Below are 15850 nucleotides of genomic sequence, written 5' to 3' on the forward strand. Positions count from 1 at the left end.
GGACTCAGCCACCGGCGAGCAGCGCGGGCAGCTTCCGCATGTCGTCGAAGACGACCGTGCCGGGCCCCTCCAGCCAGGCGGCGAGCGTCAGTCCGCCGGCGTAGCCGAAGGACCGCATGCCCGCCGCGCGGGCCGCCCGGACGCCGTACCGGCTGTCCTCGACCACGGCGCACCGGGCCGGTTCGGCGCCCAGGGTCCGGGCGGCGTGCAGAAAGAGGTCCGGGTCGGGCTTGCCGCGTGCCACGTCCTCGGCGCTGAAGATCCGCCCCTCCTCGAAGAGACCGTGGAGGCCGGTGAGCCGCAGGTTCTGCCGGATGGCGGTGTGTTCGCCGTTGGAGGCGACGCAGAAGGGGAGGTCCAGCTCCCCCAGCGCCTCGGCGACGCCCTCCACGGCCGTCAACTCGGCGGCGAACGCGTCCACGTAGCGCCGCTCGTACGGCTTCCACCAGTCGGCGGGCAGCGGCCGACCGAGGAGTTCCGCGACCGCCTCCCGCATGATCTCCGCCGGGGAACCCACGAACTTCTCGACGATCTCCGCCTCGGTGAACGGGGCTCCCATCTCGGCCAGGTACTCCGCCTCCACGCGCACGCAGATCCGCTCGCTGTCCACCAGAACGCCGTCGCAGTCGAAGATGACGAGGTCAAAGGGCTTGTCGCACATGCCGTTCAACCTATGCGCGGGGCCGGGAGCGCGCACGGCCTCGGTGGAGGCTCCGGAGCGCACGCCCAGCGCCCCGGCACGTCAGGGAAGTTGATGTTGTCATACCGATATCCGGACAGGGGGTGACGACCGGAGGCTCCCTCACCTAGATTTCGTGCGCATTACGCGAATGATCGCACCGCGAGGGGATCGCGCCGCGACCGTCGCGCCATGCCGCCGACCGCACGGGGACGGAGCCGTCGCATGTCCGAACCACCCGCTTCCGCACCACCCGACGCCGCCGACGGCCGCCGCAAGCCGGTCGTGACCCTCCCGATGGTCGTCGCGGGGATCTGCCTCGCCCTGCCGTTCGGCGCGATGCTCTGGGTCGACTCCTACGCCCGGCTGAAGCCGGCGTTCATCGGCATCCCGTTCTTCTACTGGTACCAGATGCTCTGGGTCGTCATCTCGACGGCGCTGACGACCGTCGCGTACGTGCTCGTGCGCCGGCAGGAGCGGGAGCGGAAGCGGGGTGGGCGGGCGTGAAGGACGGCGTCAACGGTGTCGCGCTCACCGTCTTCATCATCTTCTTCCTGGGCGTCACGGTCATGGGCTTCTACGCCGCGCGGTGGCGGCGGGCCGAGAGCGCCGACAGCCTCGACGAGTGGGGGCTGGGCGGGCGCTCGTTCGGCACCTGGATCACCTGGTTCCTGCTCGGCGGCGACCTGTACACGGCGTACACCTTCGTCGCCGTGCCGGCGGCCGTCTACGCGGGCGGCGCGGCCGGGTTCTTCGCCGTGCCGTACACGATCCTCTGCTACCCACTGGTCTTCACCTTCCTGCCGCGCCTGTGGTCGGTGTCGCACAAACACGGGTACGTCACCTCGTCCGACTTCGTCCGGGGCCGCTTCGGCTCCCGGGGGCTGTCGCTGGCGCTCGCCCTCACCGGCATCCTCGCCACGATGCCCTACATCGCCCTCCAACTCGTCGGCATCCAGGCCGTGCTGGACGTGATGGGGATCGGCGGCGGCTCCAACTGGTTCATGAAGGACCTGCCGCTGCTCATCGCCTTCGGCGTGCTGGCGGCGTACACCTACTCGTCCGGGCTGCGGGCCCCGGCCCTGATCGCGTTCGTCAAGGACGCGCTGATCTACATCGTCATCGCGGTCGCCATCATCTACATCCCCATGCGGCTCGGCGGGTTCGACCACATCTTCGCCAAGGCGGGCGAGGCGTTCTCCGCCAAGAACCCGGACACGGGCAAGCCGCGCGGCGCCCTGGCCACCGGGCCGGACGCGCAGTGGGCGTACGCGACCCTCGCCCTGGGTTCGGCGATGGCGCTGTTCCTCTACCCGCACTCGGTGACGGCGGTGCTCTCCAGCAAGAACCGCAACGTCATCCGCCGCAACACCACGATCCTGCCGCTGTACTCGCTGATGCTGGGGCTGCTGGCGATGCTCGGTTTCATGGCGGTGGCGGCGGGGATCAAGGTGAAGAACGGGCAGCTCGCCATCCCGCAGCTCTTCGAGGACATGTTCCCGGACTGGTTCACCGGCGTCGCCTTCGCGGCGATCGGCATCGGTGCCCTGGTCCCGGCGGCCATCATGTCCATCGCCGCCGCCAACCTCTTCACCCGCAACATCTACAAGGACTTCCTGCGGCCGGACGCCTCGCCCGCGCACGAGGCGAAGGTCTCCAAGCTCGCGTCCCTGCTGGTGAAGGTGGGCGCGCTCGTCTTCGTCCTCACCATGGACAAAACGGTCGCCATCAACTTCCAGCTGCTGGGCGGCATCTGGATCCTCCAGACCGTCCCCGCCCTGGTCGGCGGCCTGTTCACCCGCTGGTTCCACCGCTGGGCGCTGCTGGCGGGCTGGGCGACCGGCATGATCTACGGCACCTGGCGCGCGTATGACACCCCGAGCGCCACGCAGGACCACTTCGGCAACACCAACCTCATCCCCTTCATCGGAGAGAAGGGGTACATCGGGCTGACGGCGTTCGCGCTGAACGTGCTCGTCGCGGTCGTGCTGACCTTCGCGTTCAAGGCGCTCGGCACACCGGACGGCGTGGACGAGACGAAGGCGTCCGACTACACGGCGGACGCGGGCGACCCGGGCGTCCAGGCGGAACTGCCCCCGGCGACGGCGGGAGCACCGGGCGGTCACTGACGCCCGGCTACGACCGTCGGCCCCCGCCTCGCCGGCGGGGCCGCGGTCGGCCGGGCCGGCTCGCCCAGCGCAGCGCCTCCGCCTCCCCGGGCGGCAGCAGGCCCGCACCGACGAGCGCGGCGCGCCCGGCCTCCCTGCCGGCCAGCAGATAGCCGAGGTCGCAGGAGTCCGCGTCGTGGTAGTGGCCATCGGTGACCAGGACGGCCGCCGCCACCCCGCCGAGCCCCTCCAGCAGACCCTGCCGCAGCGCCGGAAGGTGCTCCCGGGGCAGCAGGTCCTCCGGCACGGCACTGAGCAACTCCAGCCCACCGCCCGGACCGGGCGGTTCGACGTCCGCGACGATGTGCGCGTAGGGCCCGCAGCCACCGAGGTTGAGCCGCACGCACACGCGGATCCCCGGCACGGGCCGGGGCAGGGGCGTCACGGCGGCATCGCCGAGGGGGCCGCCTGTGATCGATCTCCCGTTCGACATAAGCGGACCGTACGAGTCCCCGGCCCGTCGACGCCCTCCCACCGACGGACGTCGGCCGGTGGTACGTCTACACATTCGTGAAGCCCGGCCGCCCTTCCCTTCTGCCGCCGCGTGACAGGGGATCGCTTCCGTGAACGCGCCTGTCACCGGGCCCCTCCGTTAGCACATTCCGCGACCGCTCCATGACGTGACGACACAACATGTGGGGGCACGCGCGATCGTCGGCACTAGATGTATGCTCGTCCTCGCTGTCGCCGCAGGGGAATCCGGTGGAAATCCGGAACTGTCCCGCAACGGTGTACGTACGGGCCCAATCCGCCCGTTCCGCAGTCCGAGGACCTGCCGGCAGCACGCCATCGCCGGGCCCGCCCGGTACGGCGTCTGAACACGTCCGGGCCTCGCGGGTTGGGCCGGTGGACGCCCGCGCGCACGCCTCGTACGGCTTCCGTACGCCGTCGGCTGCGCGTGCGCGCCCCCCTGCCTTCCCGCCGGGCCCCCGAGCGAGGAGAGCCACACGTGACGATCGCGCCCGCGGAACCTGTTTCAGGTCCGGTCTCTGCGCCCGAGGCGGACACGACCGGCGGCCCCGGGACCGCGCTCCTGCGCACCCTGACGGAGCTCACCGCCGATCTGCCCGCCACCGACCCCGGCAAGGTCGCCGCCGCCGCGCTGCGCGGCAGGCACCCCGGGTCGGACGAGGCCGAACTGCGCTCGCTGGCCACCGAGGCCGCGGCCGGGCTGATCTCCGAGGAGCCCGAGTACTCGCGGCTCGCCGCGCGGCTCCTCACGCTCGCCATCGCCGAGGAGGCGGCCGGGCAGGGCGCGGTCTCCTTCTCCGCGTCCGTCGCCACCGGCCACCGCGAGGGCCTGATCGCCGACGAGACCGCCGCGTTCGTGCGCGAGCACGCCGAGCGGCTGGACGCGCTGGTGGACGCCGCGCTCGCCGACGGCGCCGACGACCGCTTCGGCTACTTCGGCCTGCGCACCCTGCACAGCCGCTACCTGCTCCGCCACCCGATCACCCGGAACGTGATCGAGACGCCGCAGCACTTCCTGCTGCGCGTGGCCTGCGGCCTGGCCGAGGACGGATCGGTCCGCGCCCTGGAGGACGTGGCCGAGCTCTACCGCCTCACCAGCACCCTCTCGTACCTCCCCTCCTCCCCCACGCTCTTCAACTCCGGCACGCGCCACCCGCAGATGTCGTCCTGCTACCTGCTGGACTCGCCGCTGGACGAGCTCGACTCGATCTACGACCGCTACCACCAGGTCGCGCGGCTGTCGAAGCACGCGGGCGGCATCGGTCTGTCCTACTCCCGCATCCGTTCCCGCGGTTCGCTGATCCGCGGCACCAACGGGCACTCCAACGGCATCGTGCCGTTCCTGCGGACGCTCGACGCCTCCGTCGCCGCCGTCAACCAGGGCGGCCGGCGCAAGGGCGCGGCCTGCGTCTACCTGGAGACCTGGCACGCGGACATCGAGGAGTTCCTGGAGCTCCGCGACAACACCGGCGAAGAGGCCCGCCGCACCCACAACCTCAACATCGCGCACTGGATCCCGGACGAGTTCATGCGCCGGGTCGAGGCGGACGCGGACTGGTCGCTGTTCTCCCCGGCCGACACCCCGGACCTGGTCGACCTGTACGGCGACGAGTTCGACGCCGCGTACCGGAAGTACGAGGCCGAGGGCAAGGCCGTCAAGACCATCCCGGCGCGGGTGCTCTACGCCCGGATGATGCGCACCCTCGCGCAGACCGGCAACGGCTGGATGACGTTCAAGGACGCCGCCAACCGCACCGCCAACCAGACCGCCGAGCCCGGCCAGGTCGTCCACTCCTCCAACCTCTGCACGGAGATCCTGGAGGTCACGAACGACGGCGAGACCGCGGTCTGCAACCTCGGTTCCGTCAACCTCGCCGCCCACCTGGGCGCGGACGGCGAGATGGACTGGGAGAAGCTGGACCGGACCGTCCGCACGGCCGTCACCTTCCTCGACCGCGTCGTGGACATCAACTTCTACCCGACCGAGCAGGCCGGGAACTCCAACTCCCGCTGGCGCCCGGTCGGTCTGGGCCTGATGGGCCTCCAGGACGTCTTCTTCCGGCTGCGGCTGCCCTTCGACTCCCCCGAGGCGAAGGCCCTGTCCACCCGGATCTCCGAGCGGATCATGCTCGCGGCGTACGAGGCGTCCGCCGACCTCGCCGAGCGGCACGGCCCGCACCCGGCCTGGTCCGCGACCCGCACCGCGCGCGGCGTGCTGCACCCCGACCACTACCCGAACACCGAGCCGACCTGGGCCGGACGCTGGGACGCGCTGCGCGCCCGGATCGCCTCCGTCGGCATGCGCAACTCGCTGCTGCTGGCCATCGCGCCGACCGCGACGATCGCGTCCATCGCCGGCGTCTACGAGTGCATCGAGCCGCAGGTTTCGAACCTGTTCAAGCGCGAAACGCTCAGCGGTGAGTTCCTCCAGGTCAACACCTATCTGGTGGAGGACCTGAAGAAGCTCGGCGTGTGGGACCGCACCACGCGCGACGCGATGACCGACGCCAACGGCTCGATCCAGGACATGAACTGGATCCCGCAGGAGGTGCGCGACCTCTACCGCACCGCCTGGGAGATCCCGCAGCGCGCCCTGATCGACATGGCCGCGGCCCGCACCCCGTACCTGGACCAGAGCCAGTCGCTCAACCTGTTCATGGCCTCGCCCACCATCGGCAAGCTCAGCTCGATGTACGCGTACGCCTGGAAGCAGGGCATCAAGACCACGTACTACCTGCGCTCGCGTCCGGCGACCCGGATCGCCCGCGCGGCGTCCGGTGGCAGCGCCGCCGCCCCCGCCACCCTCCCCGTCCAGCAGGCCGCGCCCGACGCGGACGCCATCGCCTGCTCCCTTGAGAACCCCGAGTCCTGCGAGGCCTGCCAGTAATGTCGAACGAACAGAAGAACCTGCTCGACCCGGGCTTCGAGCTGACCCTGCGTCCCATGCGGTACCCGGACTTCTACGACCGCTACCGCGACGCGATCAAGAACACCTGGACCGTGGAGGAGGTCGACCTCCACTCCGACGTGGCCGACCTGGCCAAGCTCTCCCCGGGCGAGCAGCACATGATCGGCCGCCTCGTCGCGTTCTTCGCGACCGGCGACTCGATCGTGGCCAACAACCTCGTGCTGACGCTGTACAAGCACATCAACTCCCCCGAGGCGCGGCTGTACCTGTCGCGGCAGCTCTTCGAGGAGGCCGTGCACGTCCAGTTCTACCTGACGCTGCTGGACACCTACCTGCCCGACCCGGACGACCGCGCCGCCGCCTTCGCGGCCGTGGAGAACATCCCGTCCATCCGGGAGAAGGCCCAGTTCTGCTTCAAGTGGATGGACTCGGTCGAGAAGATCGACAGGCTGGAGACGAAGGCCGACCGCCGTCGCTTCCTGCTCAACCTGATCTGCTTCGCGGCGTGCATCGAGGGCCTGTTCTTCTACGGCGCGTTCGCGTACGTGTACTGGTTCCGCTCGCGCGGCCTGCTGCACGGCCTCGCCACCGGCACCAACTGGGTGTTCCGTGACGAGACGATGCACATGAACTTCGCGTTCGAGGTCGTGGACACCGTCCGCCAGGAGGAGCCCGACCTCTTCGACGACGAGCTCCAGCAGCAGGTGACCGACATGCTGAAGGAGGCCGTCGAGGCGGAGCTCCAGTTCGGCCGCGACCTGTGCGGCGAGGGCCTGCCGGGCATGAACACCGAGTCCATGCGCGAGTACCTCCAGTGCGTCGCCGACCAGCGCCTCCAGCGCCTCGGCTTCGCCCCGGTCTACGGCTCGGAGAACCCGTTCTCCTTCATGGAGCTGCAGAACGTGCAGGAGCTGACCAACTTCTTCGAGCGCCGCGCCTCCGCGTACCAGGTGGCGGTCGAGGGCACGGTCGCGTTCGACGACGAGTTCTAGGCCACGGTTCCCGAGCGGGCCCTTCCGGAGTTCTCCGGGAGGGCCCGCTCCCGTTCTCGCGAAAAACCGGCGACACGGCGGCCGGGGCGCCCGGACCGTCCCCGGCTGCGGGGAGGCTAGGTGGTCAGGGGGCAGCAACGGGACAGGAGAAGCACCTGATGCGCGTCATGATGATCGTCAAGGCGACCGAGGAGTCCGAGGCCGGCGTGCTGCCGACCCGGGAGCAGGTCGCCGACATGCAGCGGTACAACGAGGCCCTGGCCAAGGCGGGCGCGCTGCTGGCCGCCGACGGACTGTGGGCGTCGTCGGAGGGTGCCCGGGTGGTGTTCGCGGGCGGGAAGCCCAGTGTGATCGACGGGCCGTTCGACGAGATCGGCGAGCTGATCGCCGGCTATTGGATCATCCGGGTGGACTCGATGGACCAGGCCCGGGAGTGGGCGGCCCGGATCCCGTTCCGGGAGGGCGTCGTCGAACTCCGGCGGATCTTCGAGCCGGCCGACTTCCCCTCCGACGTGCTCCCGCCCGAGGAGGCCGCCCGTGAGCAGGCGCTGCGCGAGGAAGCCCGGGGTCGGGGCGGCCTGGTGTGACACCGGGCCGGGCCGGGCGCCACGGGCGGCCCGGCCCGGAGCGCGCGCCCGGCGGGTCAGTCGTTGGGGACGACCGGGTAGCGGGGCGTGCCCTCGGCCATCTGCCGGAGCGCGTCCTTGCGGTCGCGCTTGGAGAGGCGGTCGATGTACAGGTAGCCGTACAGGTGGTCCGTCTCGTGCTGGAGGCAGCGGGCGAAGTAGCCGGTGCCCTGGACGGCGATCGGGTTGCCCTTCATGTCCTGGCCGCGCACCACCGCGTAGTCGGGACGGGCCAGCGGGGCGTACGCCGTCGGGACGGACAGGCAGCCCTCGTTGGAGTCGTCGAGGATCCGGCGGTCGGCCGGGAGCTCGTCCAGGACCGGGTTGCAGACGTGGCCCACGTGCCGGACGCCCTCGTCGTCCATGCAGTCGTAGACGAACACCTTGAGGTCGACGCCGATCTGGTTGGCGGCGAGGCCGACGCCCTCGGCGGTCCGCTGGCTGGCGAACATGTCGTCGATGAGCTGCGCCAGCTTCTCGTCGAACTCCGTGACGTCCTTGCACTCCTTGTGCAGGACGGGGTTGCCGACCACGGTGATCGGACGGGACGTGCCGCGCTCGCGGTGCGCGGTCTCCCGCTCCTCGCAGTCCTCGGTGTCCACGATGAACTCGTCGTTCACCGGCTGATCGGTCTCTTGCTGCGCCATCGCCGCCGTATGCCTCTCTCACAACCCGAATGCACTGTCACGCCCCGGAGCCCAGGGCCCATCCAGGGTAAGCGGACCCGGCCCGGGGGCTCAGCAGACCTCTTCCAGATCCCGCCACTCACGGGTGTCCGGGCTGTCCGCGACCCAGCCGTCCAGCAGCCCGCGGACCAGCCCGGCGGGGGCCGCGATGCCGCACTCGCGCTCGGGCACCCACAGCAGGCCGGAGCCGGCCGTGCGGTGGCCGAGCGGGCCGGGGTGGCCAGGCTCGCTGTGGTCGTGCGGGTCCAGGTGCTCGCCGTCGCCCTCGTCGCTGGGCATCCGGCTCTCCGAGCACGTGCGGCACAGCAGCCGCACGGACGAGGACCAGTCCTCGGCGGCGAACCCGGCGTCGGCCGCCAGCCGCTCCAGCGCGTCCCGGTCCGCCTCGGTGGCGGCCTCCAGCAGGACGACCCAGGTCGGCACCGGCGAGGGGGCCCACAGCTCGATCTCGTCGAAGACCGGATACGACGGGCCGGCGGCGGTCACCCGCTCGCCGTGCGGGACGCCGTCGTGCAGCACGACCTCGCCCCAGCGGCGGCCGGAGGACGGCAGCGGGATGGACAGCACCTCCATGCGGGCCGGGTCGAGCCGGCGGCCCCAGACCACCTCGGCCTCGCCTTCGGGCGACAGCCGCACGGCCGCGCTGCCCAGCTCCATGCCGAGCGGCTCGCCGGCCGGGCCGCCGTCGCCGGGCACCCGCAGCCCGTACGCCTGCCAGGCGCGGCGGGCCAGCGGCCAGTCCTGGAGGGCGGTGGCGGCGATGCCCACGTTCCACCAGTCGGGGGCGCCCGCGTCGCGGTCCAGCAGCGCCACGGCCCGCAGTCCGGCGGCGCGGGCCTGCTCCCAGTCGTGCCGGAACTTGTGCAGCAGGGCCAGGTTGAACCAGGACTCGGACAGCCACGGCTCCATGTCCGCGGCGCGCGTCAGGAGCGCGCCGGCGTCCTCGTACCGGCCGTCGCCGATGAGCGTGAAGGCACGGTCGGTGGCCTGCCGCCACGAGGCGGAAGGCCGGTGCCGTACCCTGCCGAAGATCCTCACGATGTCCGCCTGCTGGTTTCTCGACGTCCCGCGTGCACCCACGCCGGAGAGCTCTGGTGACCGGCGCCGTCCTCCCCGACGGCCGCCCGCCACGCCTTGCTGACGGTCCCGCCCGCGGGCCGGGCCGCCGTACCGGGGAACCGTGCCCTCCACGACGCATACGCCGCAACAGCGCTCATGACACCCCCCGATCCCGCTTTCCCGTCACGATTCTCGGTCGTTCGTCCTCTGCGTGCTCCGCGTTCCCTGCGTACGCCGCGTCCTTCTCTTCGCATCCAACCATGCCCCGTCGGACGCCCGCTCATTACCCGTGGGTTAGTCGTGCTACTCGGGACTCGGCGGGCGTCTCACGGGTCCGGGCACACCGGCGCGCCGCGCGCGAGCACGCGCGCGAGCGCCTCCACCACCCGGGGCTCGTGGTCGTACGCGGTGGCCCGGCGCAGCCGCTCCAGGGCGCGCGCCGATTCCCCGCGCCCGCCGCGTGCGGGGCCCCCGGGGCCGGCGGGGGCGGTGAGCTCGTCGTAGGCGTTGGCGGTCCGGACGACACGGGCGGCGAGCGGCTGCTCGCGGTAGGGGTCGGCCTGGCGTTCCACGGCGTCCGCGACGACCGGTGCGACGGCGGCGTCCAGCGGGGCCAGCCGCGCCACGCTCCCGCCCAGCCGGGCCAGCCGGCGCCGCTCCTCGGCGGGCAGCGGCTCGGTGGCCCCGGCGGGCACCGGGTCGACGAGTGAGAGCTGGCCCACGTCGTGCATCAGCGCCGCGTACTCGACGACGGCGAGGTCGCGCTCCGCCATACCGAGCTCGCGGCCGACGGCACGGCTGAGGGCGGCTACGCGCCGTGCGTGACCGGCGGGGGTGCATCCCGCGAGGTCGGTCGCGCGGGCGAGCGAGGCGACGGCGGGCGGGCAGCTCTCGCGCGCCTCCCCGCGGCCCGCGGCGAGCCGCACGGCGAGCAGGGGCAGGCAGCAGAAGGGCAGGACCCACGGCCCGGCGACGGCGGGGGCCAGGGCGGCCACCACCGCGGTGGCGCAGACCGCCGGGGCGGTGGTGGGCAGGGCGTGCAGTTCGGCGCGGAGGGCCGCCGGGTAGGGGCAGCCGGTACGGGCCCGGGCGAGGGCCGCCGCGAGGGCGGCGTCGGCGAGGGTGGCCAGGGCGAGGAGCAGCAGCAGCGACAGGGCGTAGGCCGGCCCCTGCGCGGGCCCGGGGGCGGCCGGTCCGGCGCCGGGGAGCGCGGGGCGGCAGCCGGCGACGAGGGCGGTGGCGGCGAGGCGGCGGGCCAGCCGGTCCCGGCGGTCCGGGCCGCCCGGGCGGCCCGCGGCGCCCGCCAGGGCCGCGCCGGACACCACGGCGACGGCCTGCGGCACACCGCCGTCCGCGAGCAGGGCGTAGGCCAGGGCCCCCGCGGCGCCGACCGGGGCGCCACCCCGCGCCCCGAGCGGCTCCGGCCACCGCCCCGCGACCTCGCTCAACACGATGAGCAGCCCGTACGCGCAGGCGGTCCGCGGCTGCTGGACGCCGTGGAGCGCGGTCCAGGCGAGCGCGAGCAGAGCGCCGCCGCCGGCCAGCAGATGGACGGTACGCACCAGCCGGGCACCGGACACGGCGGTCACCGGTGGGCCCCGGGCGGCGGTACGGGGGCGGGCGGCGGGCGCCGTCCGGGAGGACGGTCGCGGTCGGGGACGAGCCGGGGGCGGCGGTACGTGAGCTCGGCCGCGGACTCCTCGGGTGGGCGCGGGCCGGGCGGACGGTCCGGGTCCGGAACGCGCGGGTGGCGCTCGGTAGCGGCTTGGTACGGGCCCCCGTCCGCGGGCTCCCCGGCCGAGCCCGGGCCGGCCGGGCGGCCGGGGTCCGGGACGAGCAGGAGCCGGCGGGAGGCGTACGGGCCCGCCTCGGGAGCCGCACCCGGGAGCCGGTCGCCGCTCGGGGCGGCCGGGCACCGGCCGGAGGCGCGTTCGTACGGGCGCCCGGCCGGAGGCGTGTGCCGGGGCGGCGTGGCGCCGTGATCAAGAGGGACGTTTCCGCAATCGGGAACTGCGGTTTCGTTCATCACCGGGACCCCCGGCAGGCCGTCCCGCTCCAGGGCCCGCGCGAGCGCCTCGACCATGCGCGGATCGAACTGGGCGCCGGCGCAGCGGCGGAGTTCGGCGAGCGCGGCGGGGACCGGGCGGGCGCGGCTGTAGGTACGGGTGGAGGTCATGGCGTCGAAGGCGTCGGCGACGGCCACGATCCGGGCCGCCTCCGGGATCCGGCAGCCCGTCAGCCCGTGGGGGTAGCCGCTGCCGTCCAGCCGCTCGTGGTGGTGGAGGATCGCCTCCCGCGCCTCGTCGGGGATCGCGACGCCGCGCACCAGCTCGTCCCCGTACTCGGGATGCAGCCGGACGATGCGCCGCTCCTCGCCGGTGAGCGGGCCGTCCTTGCGCAACACCCGGGTGGGGACGCCGAGTTTGCCCAGGTCGTGCAGGGTACCGGCGATGCGCAGGGCCTCCAGCCGGTCGCCGGCCATGCCGAGTTCGCGGCCGATCCGCAGGGCGAGCAGGCCGACCCGCTCGCCGTGGCCCCGCGTGTAGTGGTCCTTGAGGTCGACGGCCTCGACCAGCACCCGGACGGTCGCGCCGCGGTCGGCGCGCTCCCGCCGCGTACCGGCCAGACGGCAGGCGGGCACGGTGTGCGGCAGCAGGACCAGCAGGGCGGCCACCGGCCCGTAGGCACTGCGCCACAGCTCGGCCGCGAGCAGCGCGGCCGGCCCGTGGAGCAGTGCGAAGCCCAGCGCGGGCCCCAGGAGGGCGGGCCGCCGGGCGGCCGGACGGCATCGGGCGCGGAGTACGCCGTCGAAGCCGGCGCTCACCAGCGCGAGGACGAGGGCGGCGGCCAGCACGGCGGGCAGCGCGCCCAGGGGGCCGGGCGGCAGGGCGGCGCGGGCGGCGCCGAAGCACAGGGCGGCGGTCGTCGCGGCGACCGCGAGGAGCGCGGCACGCCCCAACCGGCGCCGTCCGTCCGGGCGTTCACGGCTCGGGCGGCGGGCCGGGGAGAGGAGGCCGCCCGGCACGGCGGCCAGCGCGGCGGCGGCCGGCGGCAGCAGCACCACGGCCAGCAGCAGTGCCGGCGGCACGGGCACCCGGCGCGGCCGGAGCCCGCCGAGCGCGCCGACGGCCGCCAGGAGGGCGGTCGTTCCCCAGGGGACGGCGGCGGGGTCCCACCCGGCGGGCAACGTGCTCAGGACCGCCGCGCCCACGGCACCGGAGATCCAGGCGCGCGTCGCCGCCGGGACTGCCTCCATGTCATGTCCTCCCCATCCGGACTCGCTGTCGGGATGGGGAGAATAGGCTCACGCGCGGCGCTCACGGCCGGATCGGCGGGAACCGCCGTCCGTTCGAGTGACGTTCGCCGGGCGGCCGTTTTGATGCGGGTTCCGGGCCCGTTCGCGCCGGGCCCTCGGGCACCCGGCTCAGTCCTGCGGGACGCTCCGGGCGTCGGCCTCGGCCGCGCGGGCCTCGGCCACCACGTCCTGCTCCGGCACGGACTCGCCGGCGCGGATGAGCTCGATCCGGCCCATCACCTTGGAGCGCAGGTCGGCGGGGACGTCGTCGTGCCCGCAGCAGCGCTTGACCAGCTTCTTGACCGCCTGCTCCAGCCCGTACTTCTCCAGGCAGGGGGAGCATTCGTCGATGTGCACCTCGAACTTGGCACAGTCGCCGTCCGGCATCTCGCGGTCGAGGTACTCGTAAAGGTGGTCGAGGACTTCAGAGCAGTCCGTCTCGTGCGGCTCTCCGCAGCTCATGAGTCCGAGCCCTTCCCATTGTGCGACGCGTCGGAACCGTGCGGCGCGGCGGCCCCGGCCGGGACCAGGCCACGCTCGCGGGCGTAGTCCTCCAGCAGACCGCGCAGCTGCCGTCGCCCCCGGTGGAGGCGGGACATCACCGTGCCGATGGGGGTACCCATGATGTCCGCGATCTCCTTGTAGGCAAACCCCTCGACGTCCGCGAGGTAGACCGCTATGCGGAATTCCTCGGGAATGGCCTGAAGGGCCTCCTTGACATCGGAGTCCGGCAGGTGGTCGAGCGCCTGCGACTCGGCGGACCGCAGCCCCTGGGACATGTGCGACTCGGCACGCGCCAGCTGCCAGTCCTCGATCTCCTCGGACGCGCTGCGCAGCGGCTCGCGCTGCTTCTTGCGGTACGAGTTGATGAAGGTGTTGGTCAGGATGCGGTACAGCCACGCCTTGAGGTTCGTGCCGTCACGGAACTGGTGGAAGGACGCGTAGGCCTTCGCGTACGTCTCCTGGACCAGGTCCTCGGCGTCCGCCGGATTGCGGGTCATCCGCAGGGCGGCGGAGTACATCTGGTCGAGGAAGGTCAGCGCGTCGCGCTCGAAGCGGGCGTTGCGCTCCGCCGTGCTCTCCGCGGCCTGGGCGGGGGGGTGCTCCTCGCCGTGCGTCCCCGCGTCGGTACCCACGACCGGACCCACCTCCTCCGAAAGCTTGGACGAGCCCTGGGCGGACCCGCTCGATTCGGAGAATAGACGATGACCTGCCGAACCGGCCGAACCCGCCGCTCCGGCCGCGGCGGCCAGGCCGCCCATGACGACCGGCCGGCCCCGGTCTGCGGTGCCGGGGCGGGACAGGCATGCGATCGAACCCATGGGGCGGGTCTCCCAATCCTTTGTCATGTGCCGGTGCGTGTCGTACGTGGTGCTCAACATCGGCACGGCCCGTCCCATTCCCGCCGGCCCCCGGCCGGTTCCGGAGGCCCGGCACCCGCCTCAGCCGCCCGGCAGCTCCGCCAGCCGGCCGGCCACGGCGTCGGTGATCACCGCCAGCGCGTCCTCCTGGGTGACGCCACCGTTCTTCGCGGCGCTCTTCGGCACCGCGAACCCGTGGTCACCGCCGGGCACGGCGACCGGCGCGACGCCGGGCGGGAACTCCTCGGGACGGCCGAACGGATCGCGGGCGCCCTGGACGACGAGGACCGGCACCCCGGCGCCGAGCAGCTCCTCCGCGCGGGACTTCTCCGGCCGGCCCGGCGGGTGGAGCGGGAAGCTCAGCGCGAGCACCGCGACCGCGCCCAGCTCCGCCGCAGTTCGGCACGCGACGCGCGCCCCGGCGCTCCGGCCGCCCGCGACGACGGGGAGCCCGGGCGCGGCGAGCGCGGGCCACAGGGCGCGCCAGGCCGTGTCGAGGGCCCGGGGTGCCGGGGCCACCTTCCTGCCGGCCACCCGCCAGGGCTGCTCCACGAGCGCCACGGTCACCCCGTGCGCGGGCAGGGCGGCGGCCAGGGCCTGGAGGTCGCGGGCCTCGACGCCGCCGCCGGCGCCGTGGCCGAGGGCGAGCACCAGGCGGGGCTCCGGCGCGGGGTACCAGTGGACGCGGGCCTCGCCCGCGGGGGTCTCCACGCTCTCCGTCAGCGGTTTCTTCGTCGTCACGCGGCCATCCTGCCGTGCCCGCCCTGATGCCACGCCGTGTCAGAACAGTGTCGTCTCCTCCGGCGCCGCCAGCTCCGTCACCAGCTCCGGCCCGTTGTTGCGGACGTCGCTGACCGCCGTCGCCACCGGGTACGCGCGCGCCAGCCCGGGCGGGGGCGGGGCGAGCAGCGAGCGCAGCTCCTCCGGGTCCGTACGCGCCGGGTCGAGCCAGGCGGCCCAGCGGTCGGGCGGCAGGACCAGCGGCATCCGGGGGTGGATCTCCGCCAGGGAGCGCGGGCCGCCCTCGGTGCCGCCGCCGGCGAACGGACGGTCGTCGGCCTCGGTGGTTATCACCGAGCAGGTGGCCCACCAGGCCGCCGGGTGGTCGTCGGGGAGGGTGCGGTCGCGCCAGAACTCGTAGAGGCCGGCCATCGCCATGACCGATCCGTCGGCGGGCGTGACGAAGTAGGGCTGCTTCCGGGGGCGCTTGCGGCGGCCCTGCACCTCCAGCTCGCGCTCCTGCGCGCCGGTGACCCACTCGTAGTAGCCGTCCGCCGGGAGCAGGCAGCGCCGCTCCGCGAACGCCCGCCGGTAGGACGGCCTCTCGTGCACCGTCTCCGCCCGTGCGTTGATCATGCGGGCGGCGCCTTCGGGCGACTTCGCCCAGGAGGGGACGAGCCCCCACTTCAGGGCGCGGAGCTGACGGACCGGGCGCCGGTCGGGCACGCCCTTGAGCGGGCGCTCCAGGACGGCGTACACCTCTTTGGTGGGCGCCACGTTCCAGTCCGGAGCCAGGGTCTCCTCCGGCTCCCACACCTCCACGTCCAGGAGTCCGGCCAGTTCCTCCGGCCCTCGGCTCGCCGCGTACCGCCCGCACATGTCCGA

General features: G+C 73.4%; 15 protein-coding genes and 1 riboswitch. Of the genes, 5 read left to right on the plus strand and 10 right to left on the minus strand.

Annotated features, from left to right (window positions below):
• Nucleotides 1–4: 4 nt before the first annotated feature.
• On the minus strand, nucleotides 5–661 hold the full coding sequence (locus ACH4PU_RS02350; protein WP_398264696.1) for an HAD family hydrolase: 657 nt from the start codon (nucleotides 659–661) through the stop codon (nucleotides 5–7).
• A gap of 243 nt (nucleotides 662–904) precedes the next feature.
• On the opposite strand from ACH4PU_RS02350, the gene ACH4PU_RS02355 reads away from it, so the two are divergent.
• The gene (locus ACH4PU_RS02355; RefSeq protein WP_398264698.1) at nucleotides 905–1186 is read left to right on the plus strand and encodes a DUF3311 domain-containing protein; all 282 of its coding nucleotides are present in this window, start codon (nucleotides 905–907) and stop codon (nucleotides 1184–1186) included.
• A complete protein-coding gene (mctP, locus tag ACH4PU_RS02360) occupies nucleotides 1183–2808 on the plus strand; it encodes a monocarboxylate uptake permease MctP (protein WP_398264700.1) in 1626 nt (541 codons plus the stop codon). The genes ACH4PU_RS02355 and mctP overlap by 4 nt, the downstream gene beginning before the upstream one ends.
• 7 nt (nucleotides 2809–2815) lie before the next feature.
• On the opposite strand, the gene ACH4PU_RS02365 is transcribed toward mctP, so the two are convergent.
• Nucleotides 2816–3280 (minus strand): hypothetical protein, encoded by a 465-nt coding sequence (locus tag ACH4PU_RS02365; protein WP_398264702.1) that lies wholly within the window; start codon nucleotides 3278–3280, stop codon nucleotides 2816–2818.
• Between the two features lie 222 nt (nucleotides 3281–3502).
• A riboswitch (cobalamin riboswitch) is annotated at nucleotides 3503–3642 on the plus strand.
• Between the two features lie 154 nt (nucleotides 3643–3796).
• On the opposite strand from ACH4PU_RS02365, the gene ACH4PU_RS02370 reads away from it, so the two are divergent.
• The 3 genes from ACH4PU_RS02370 to ACH4PU_RS02380 all read left to right on the plus strand — a co-directional run bounded on the left by ACH4PU_RS02370 (nucleotide 3797) and on the right by ACH4PU_RS02380 (nucleotide 7805).
• Nucleotides 3797–6205 carry a ribonucleoside-diphosphate reductase subunit alpha gene (locus tag ACH4PU_RS02370; RefSeq protein WP_398264704.1) on the plus strand — a complete coding sequence of 803 codons (2409 nt, stop codon included), beginning with the start codon at nucleotides 3797–3799 and terminating at the stop codon, nucleotides 6203–6205.
• Nucleotides 6205–7218 (plus strand): ribonucleotide-diphosphate reductase subunit beta, encoded by a 1014-nt coding sequence (locus tag ACH4PU_RS02375; RefSeq protein WP_398264706.1) that lies wholly within the window; start codon nucleotides 6205–6207, stop codon nucleotides 7216–7218. Before ACH4PU_RS02370 ends, ACH4PU_RS02375 begins: the two co-directional genes overlap by 1 nt.
• Nucleotides 7219–7376: 158 nt before the next feature.
• Nucleotides 7377–7805: a YciI family protein gene (locus ACH4PU_RS02380; RefSeq protein WP_398264708.1), complete on the plus strand. Its 429-nt coding sequence runs from the start codon at nucleotides 7377–7379 to the stop codon at nucleotides 7803–7805.
• Nucleotides 7806–7861: 56 nt separating this feature from the next.
• On the opposite strand, the gene def is transcribed toward ACH4PU_RS02380, so the two are convergent.
• The 8 genes from def to ACH4PU_RS02420 all read right to left on the minus strand — a co-directional run bounded on the left by def (nucleotide 7862) and on the right by ACH4PU_RS02420 (nucleotide 15844).
• Entirely contained in the window at nucleotides 7862–8491 is a 630-nt protein-coding gene (gene def / locus ACH4PU_RS02385; protein WP_398264710.1) for a peptide deformylase, read from the minus strand.
• Nucleotides 8492–8581: 90 nt separating this feature from the next.
• The gene (locus ACH4PU_RS02390) at nucleotides 8582–9568 is read right to left on the minus strand and encodes a tetratricopeptide repeat protein (RefSeq protein WP_004937538.1); all 987 of its coding nucleotides are present in this window, start codon (nucleotides 9566–9568) and stop codon (nucleotides 8582–8584) included.
• A 347-nt stretch (nucleotides 9569–9915) separates the two neighbouring features.
• Nucleotides 9916–11169 carry an HD domain-containing protein gene (locus ACH4PU_RS02395; RefSeq protein ID WP_398265340.1) on the minus strand — a complete coding sequence of 418 codons (1254 nt, stop codon included), beginning with the start codon at nucleotides 11167–11169 and terminating at the stop codon, nucleotides 9916–9918.
• Between the two features lie 5 nt (nucleotides 11170–11174).
• Entirely contained in the window at nucleotides 11175–12845 is a 1671-nt protein-coding gene (locus ACH4PU_RS02400) for an HD-GYP domain-containing protein (RefSeq protein WP_398264713.1), read from the minus strand.
• A 168-nt stretch (nucleotides 12846–13013) separates the two neighbouring features.
• Nucleotides 13014–13346, minus strand: a complete 333-nt coding sequence (gene rsrA / locus ACH4PU_RS02405; protein WP_398264715.1) for a mycothiol system anti-sigma-R factor — start codon at nucleotides 13344–13346, stop codon at nucleotides 13014–13016.
• On the minus strand, nucleotides 13343–14032 hold the full coding sequence (locus tag ACH4PU_RS02410; RefSeq protein WP_224346990.1) for a sigma-70 family RNA polymerase sigma factor: 690 nt from the start codon (nucleotides 14030–14032) through the stop codon (nucleotides 13343–13345). The genes rsrA and ACH4PU_RS02410 overlap by 4 nt, the downstream gene beginning before the upstream one ends.
• Before the next feature lie 294 nt (nucleotides 14033–14326).
• Nucleotides 14327–14986 (minus strand): alpha/beta family hydrolase, encoded by a 660-nt coding sequence (locus ACH4PU_RS02415; RefSeq protein ID WP_398264717.1) that lies wholly within the window; start codon nucleotides 14984–14986, stop codon nucleotides 14327–14329.
• Nucleotides 14987–15025: 39 nt separating this feature from the next.
• The gene (locus ACH4PU_RS02420; protein WP_398264719.1) at nucleotides 15026–15844 is read right to left on the minus strand and encodes an SOS response-associated peptidase; all 819 of its coding nucleotides are present in this window, start codon (nucleotides 15842–15844) and stop codon (nucleotides 15026–15028) included.
• Nucleotides 15845–15850: the final 6 nt, after the last annotated feature.

The organism is Streptomyces sp. NPDC021100, from assembly GCF_044333095.1.
In the GTDB taxonomy this organism is placed as follows: Bacteria; Actinomycetota; Actinomycetes; order Streptomycetales; family Streptomycetaceae; genus Streptomyces.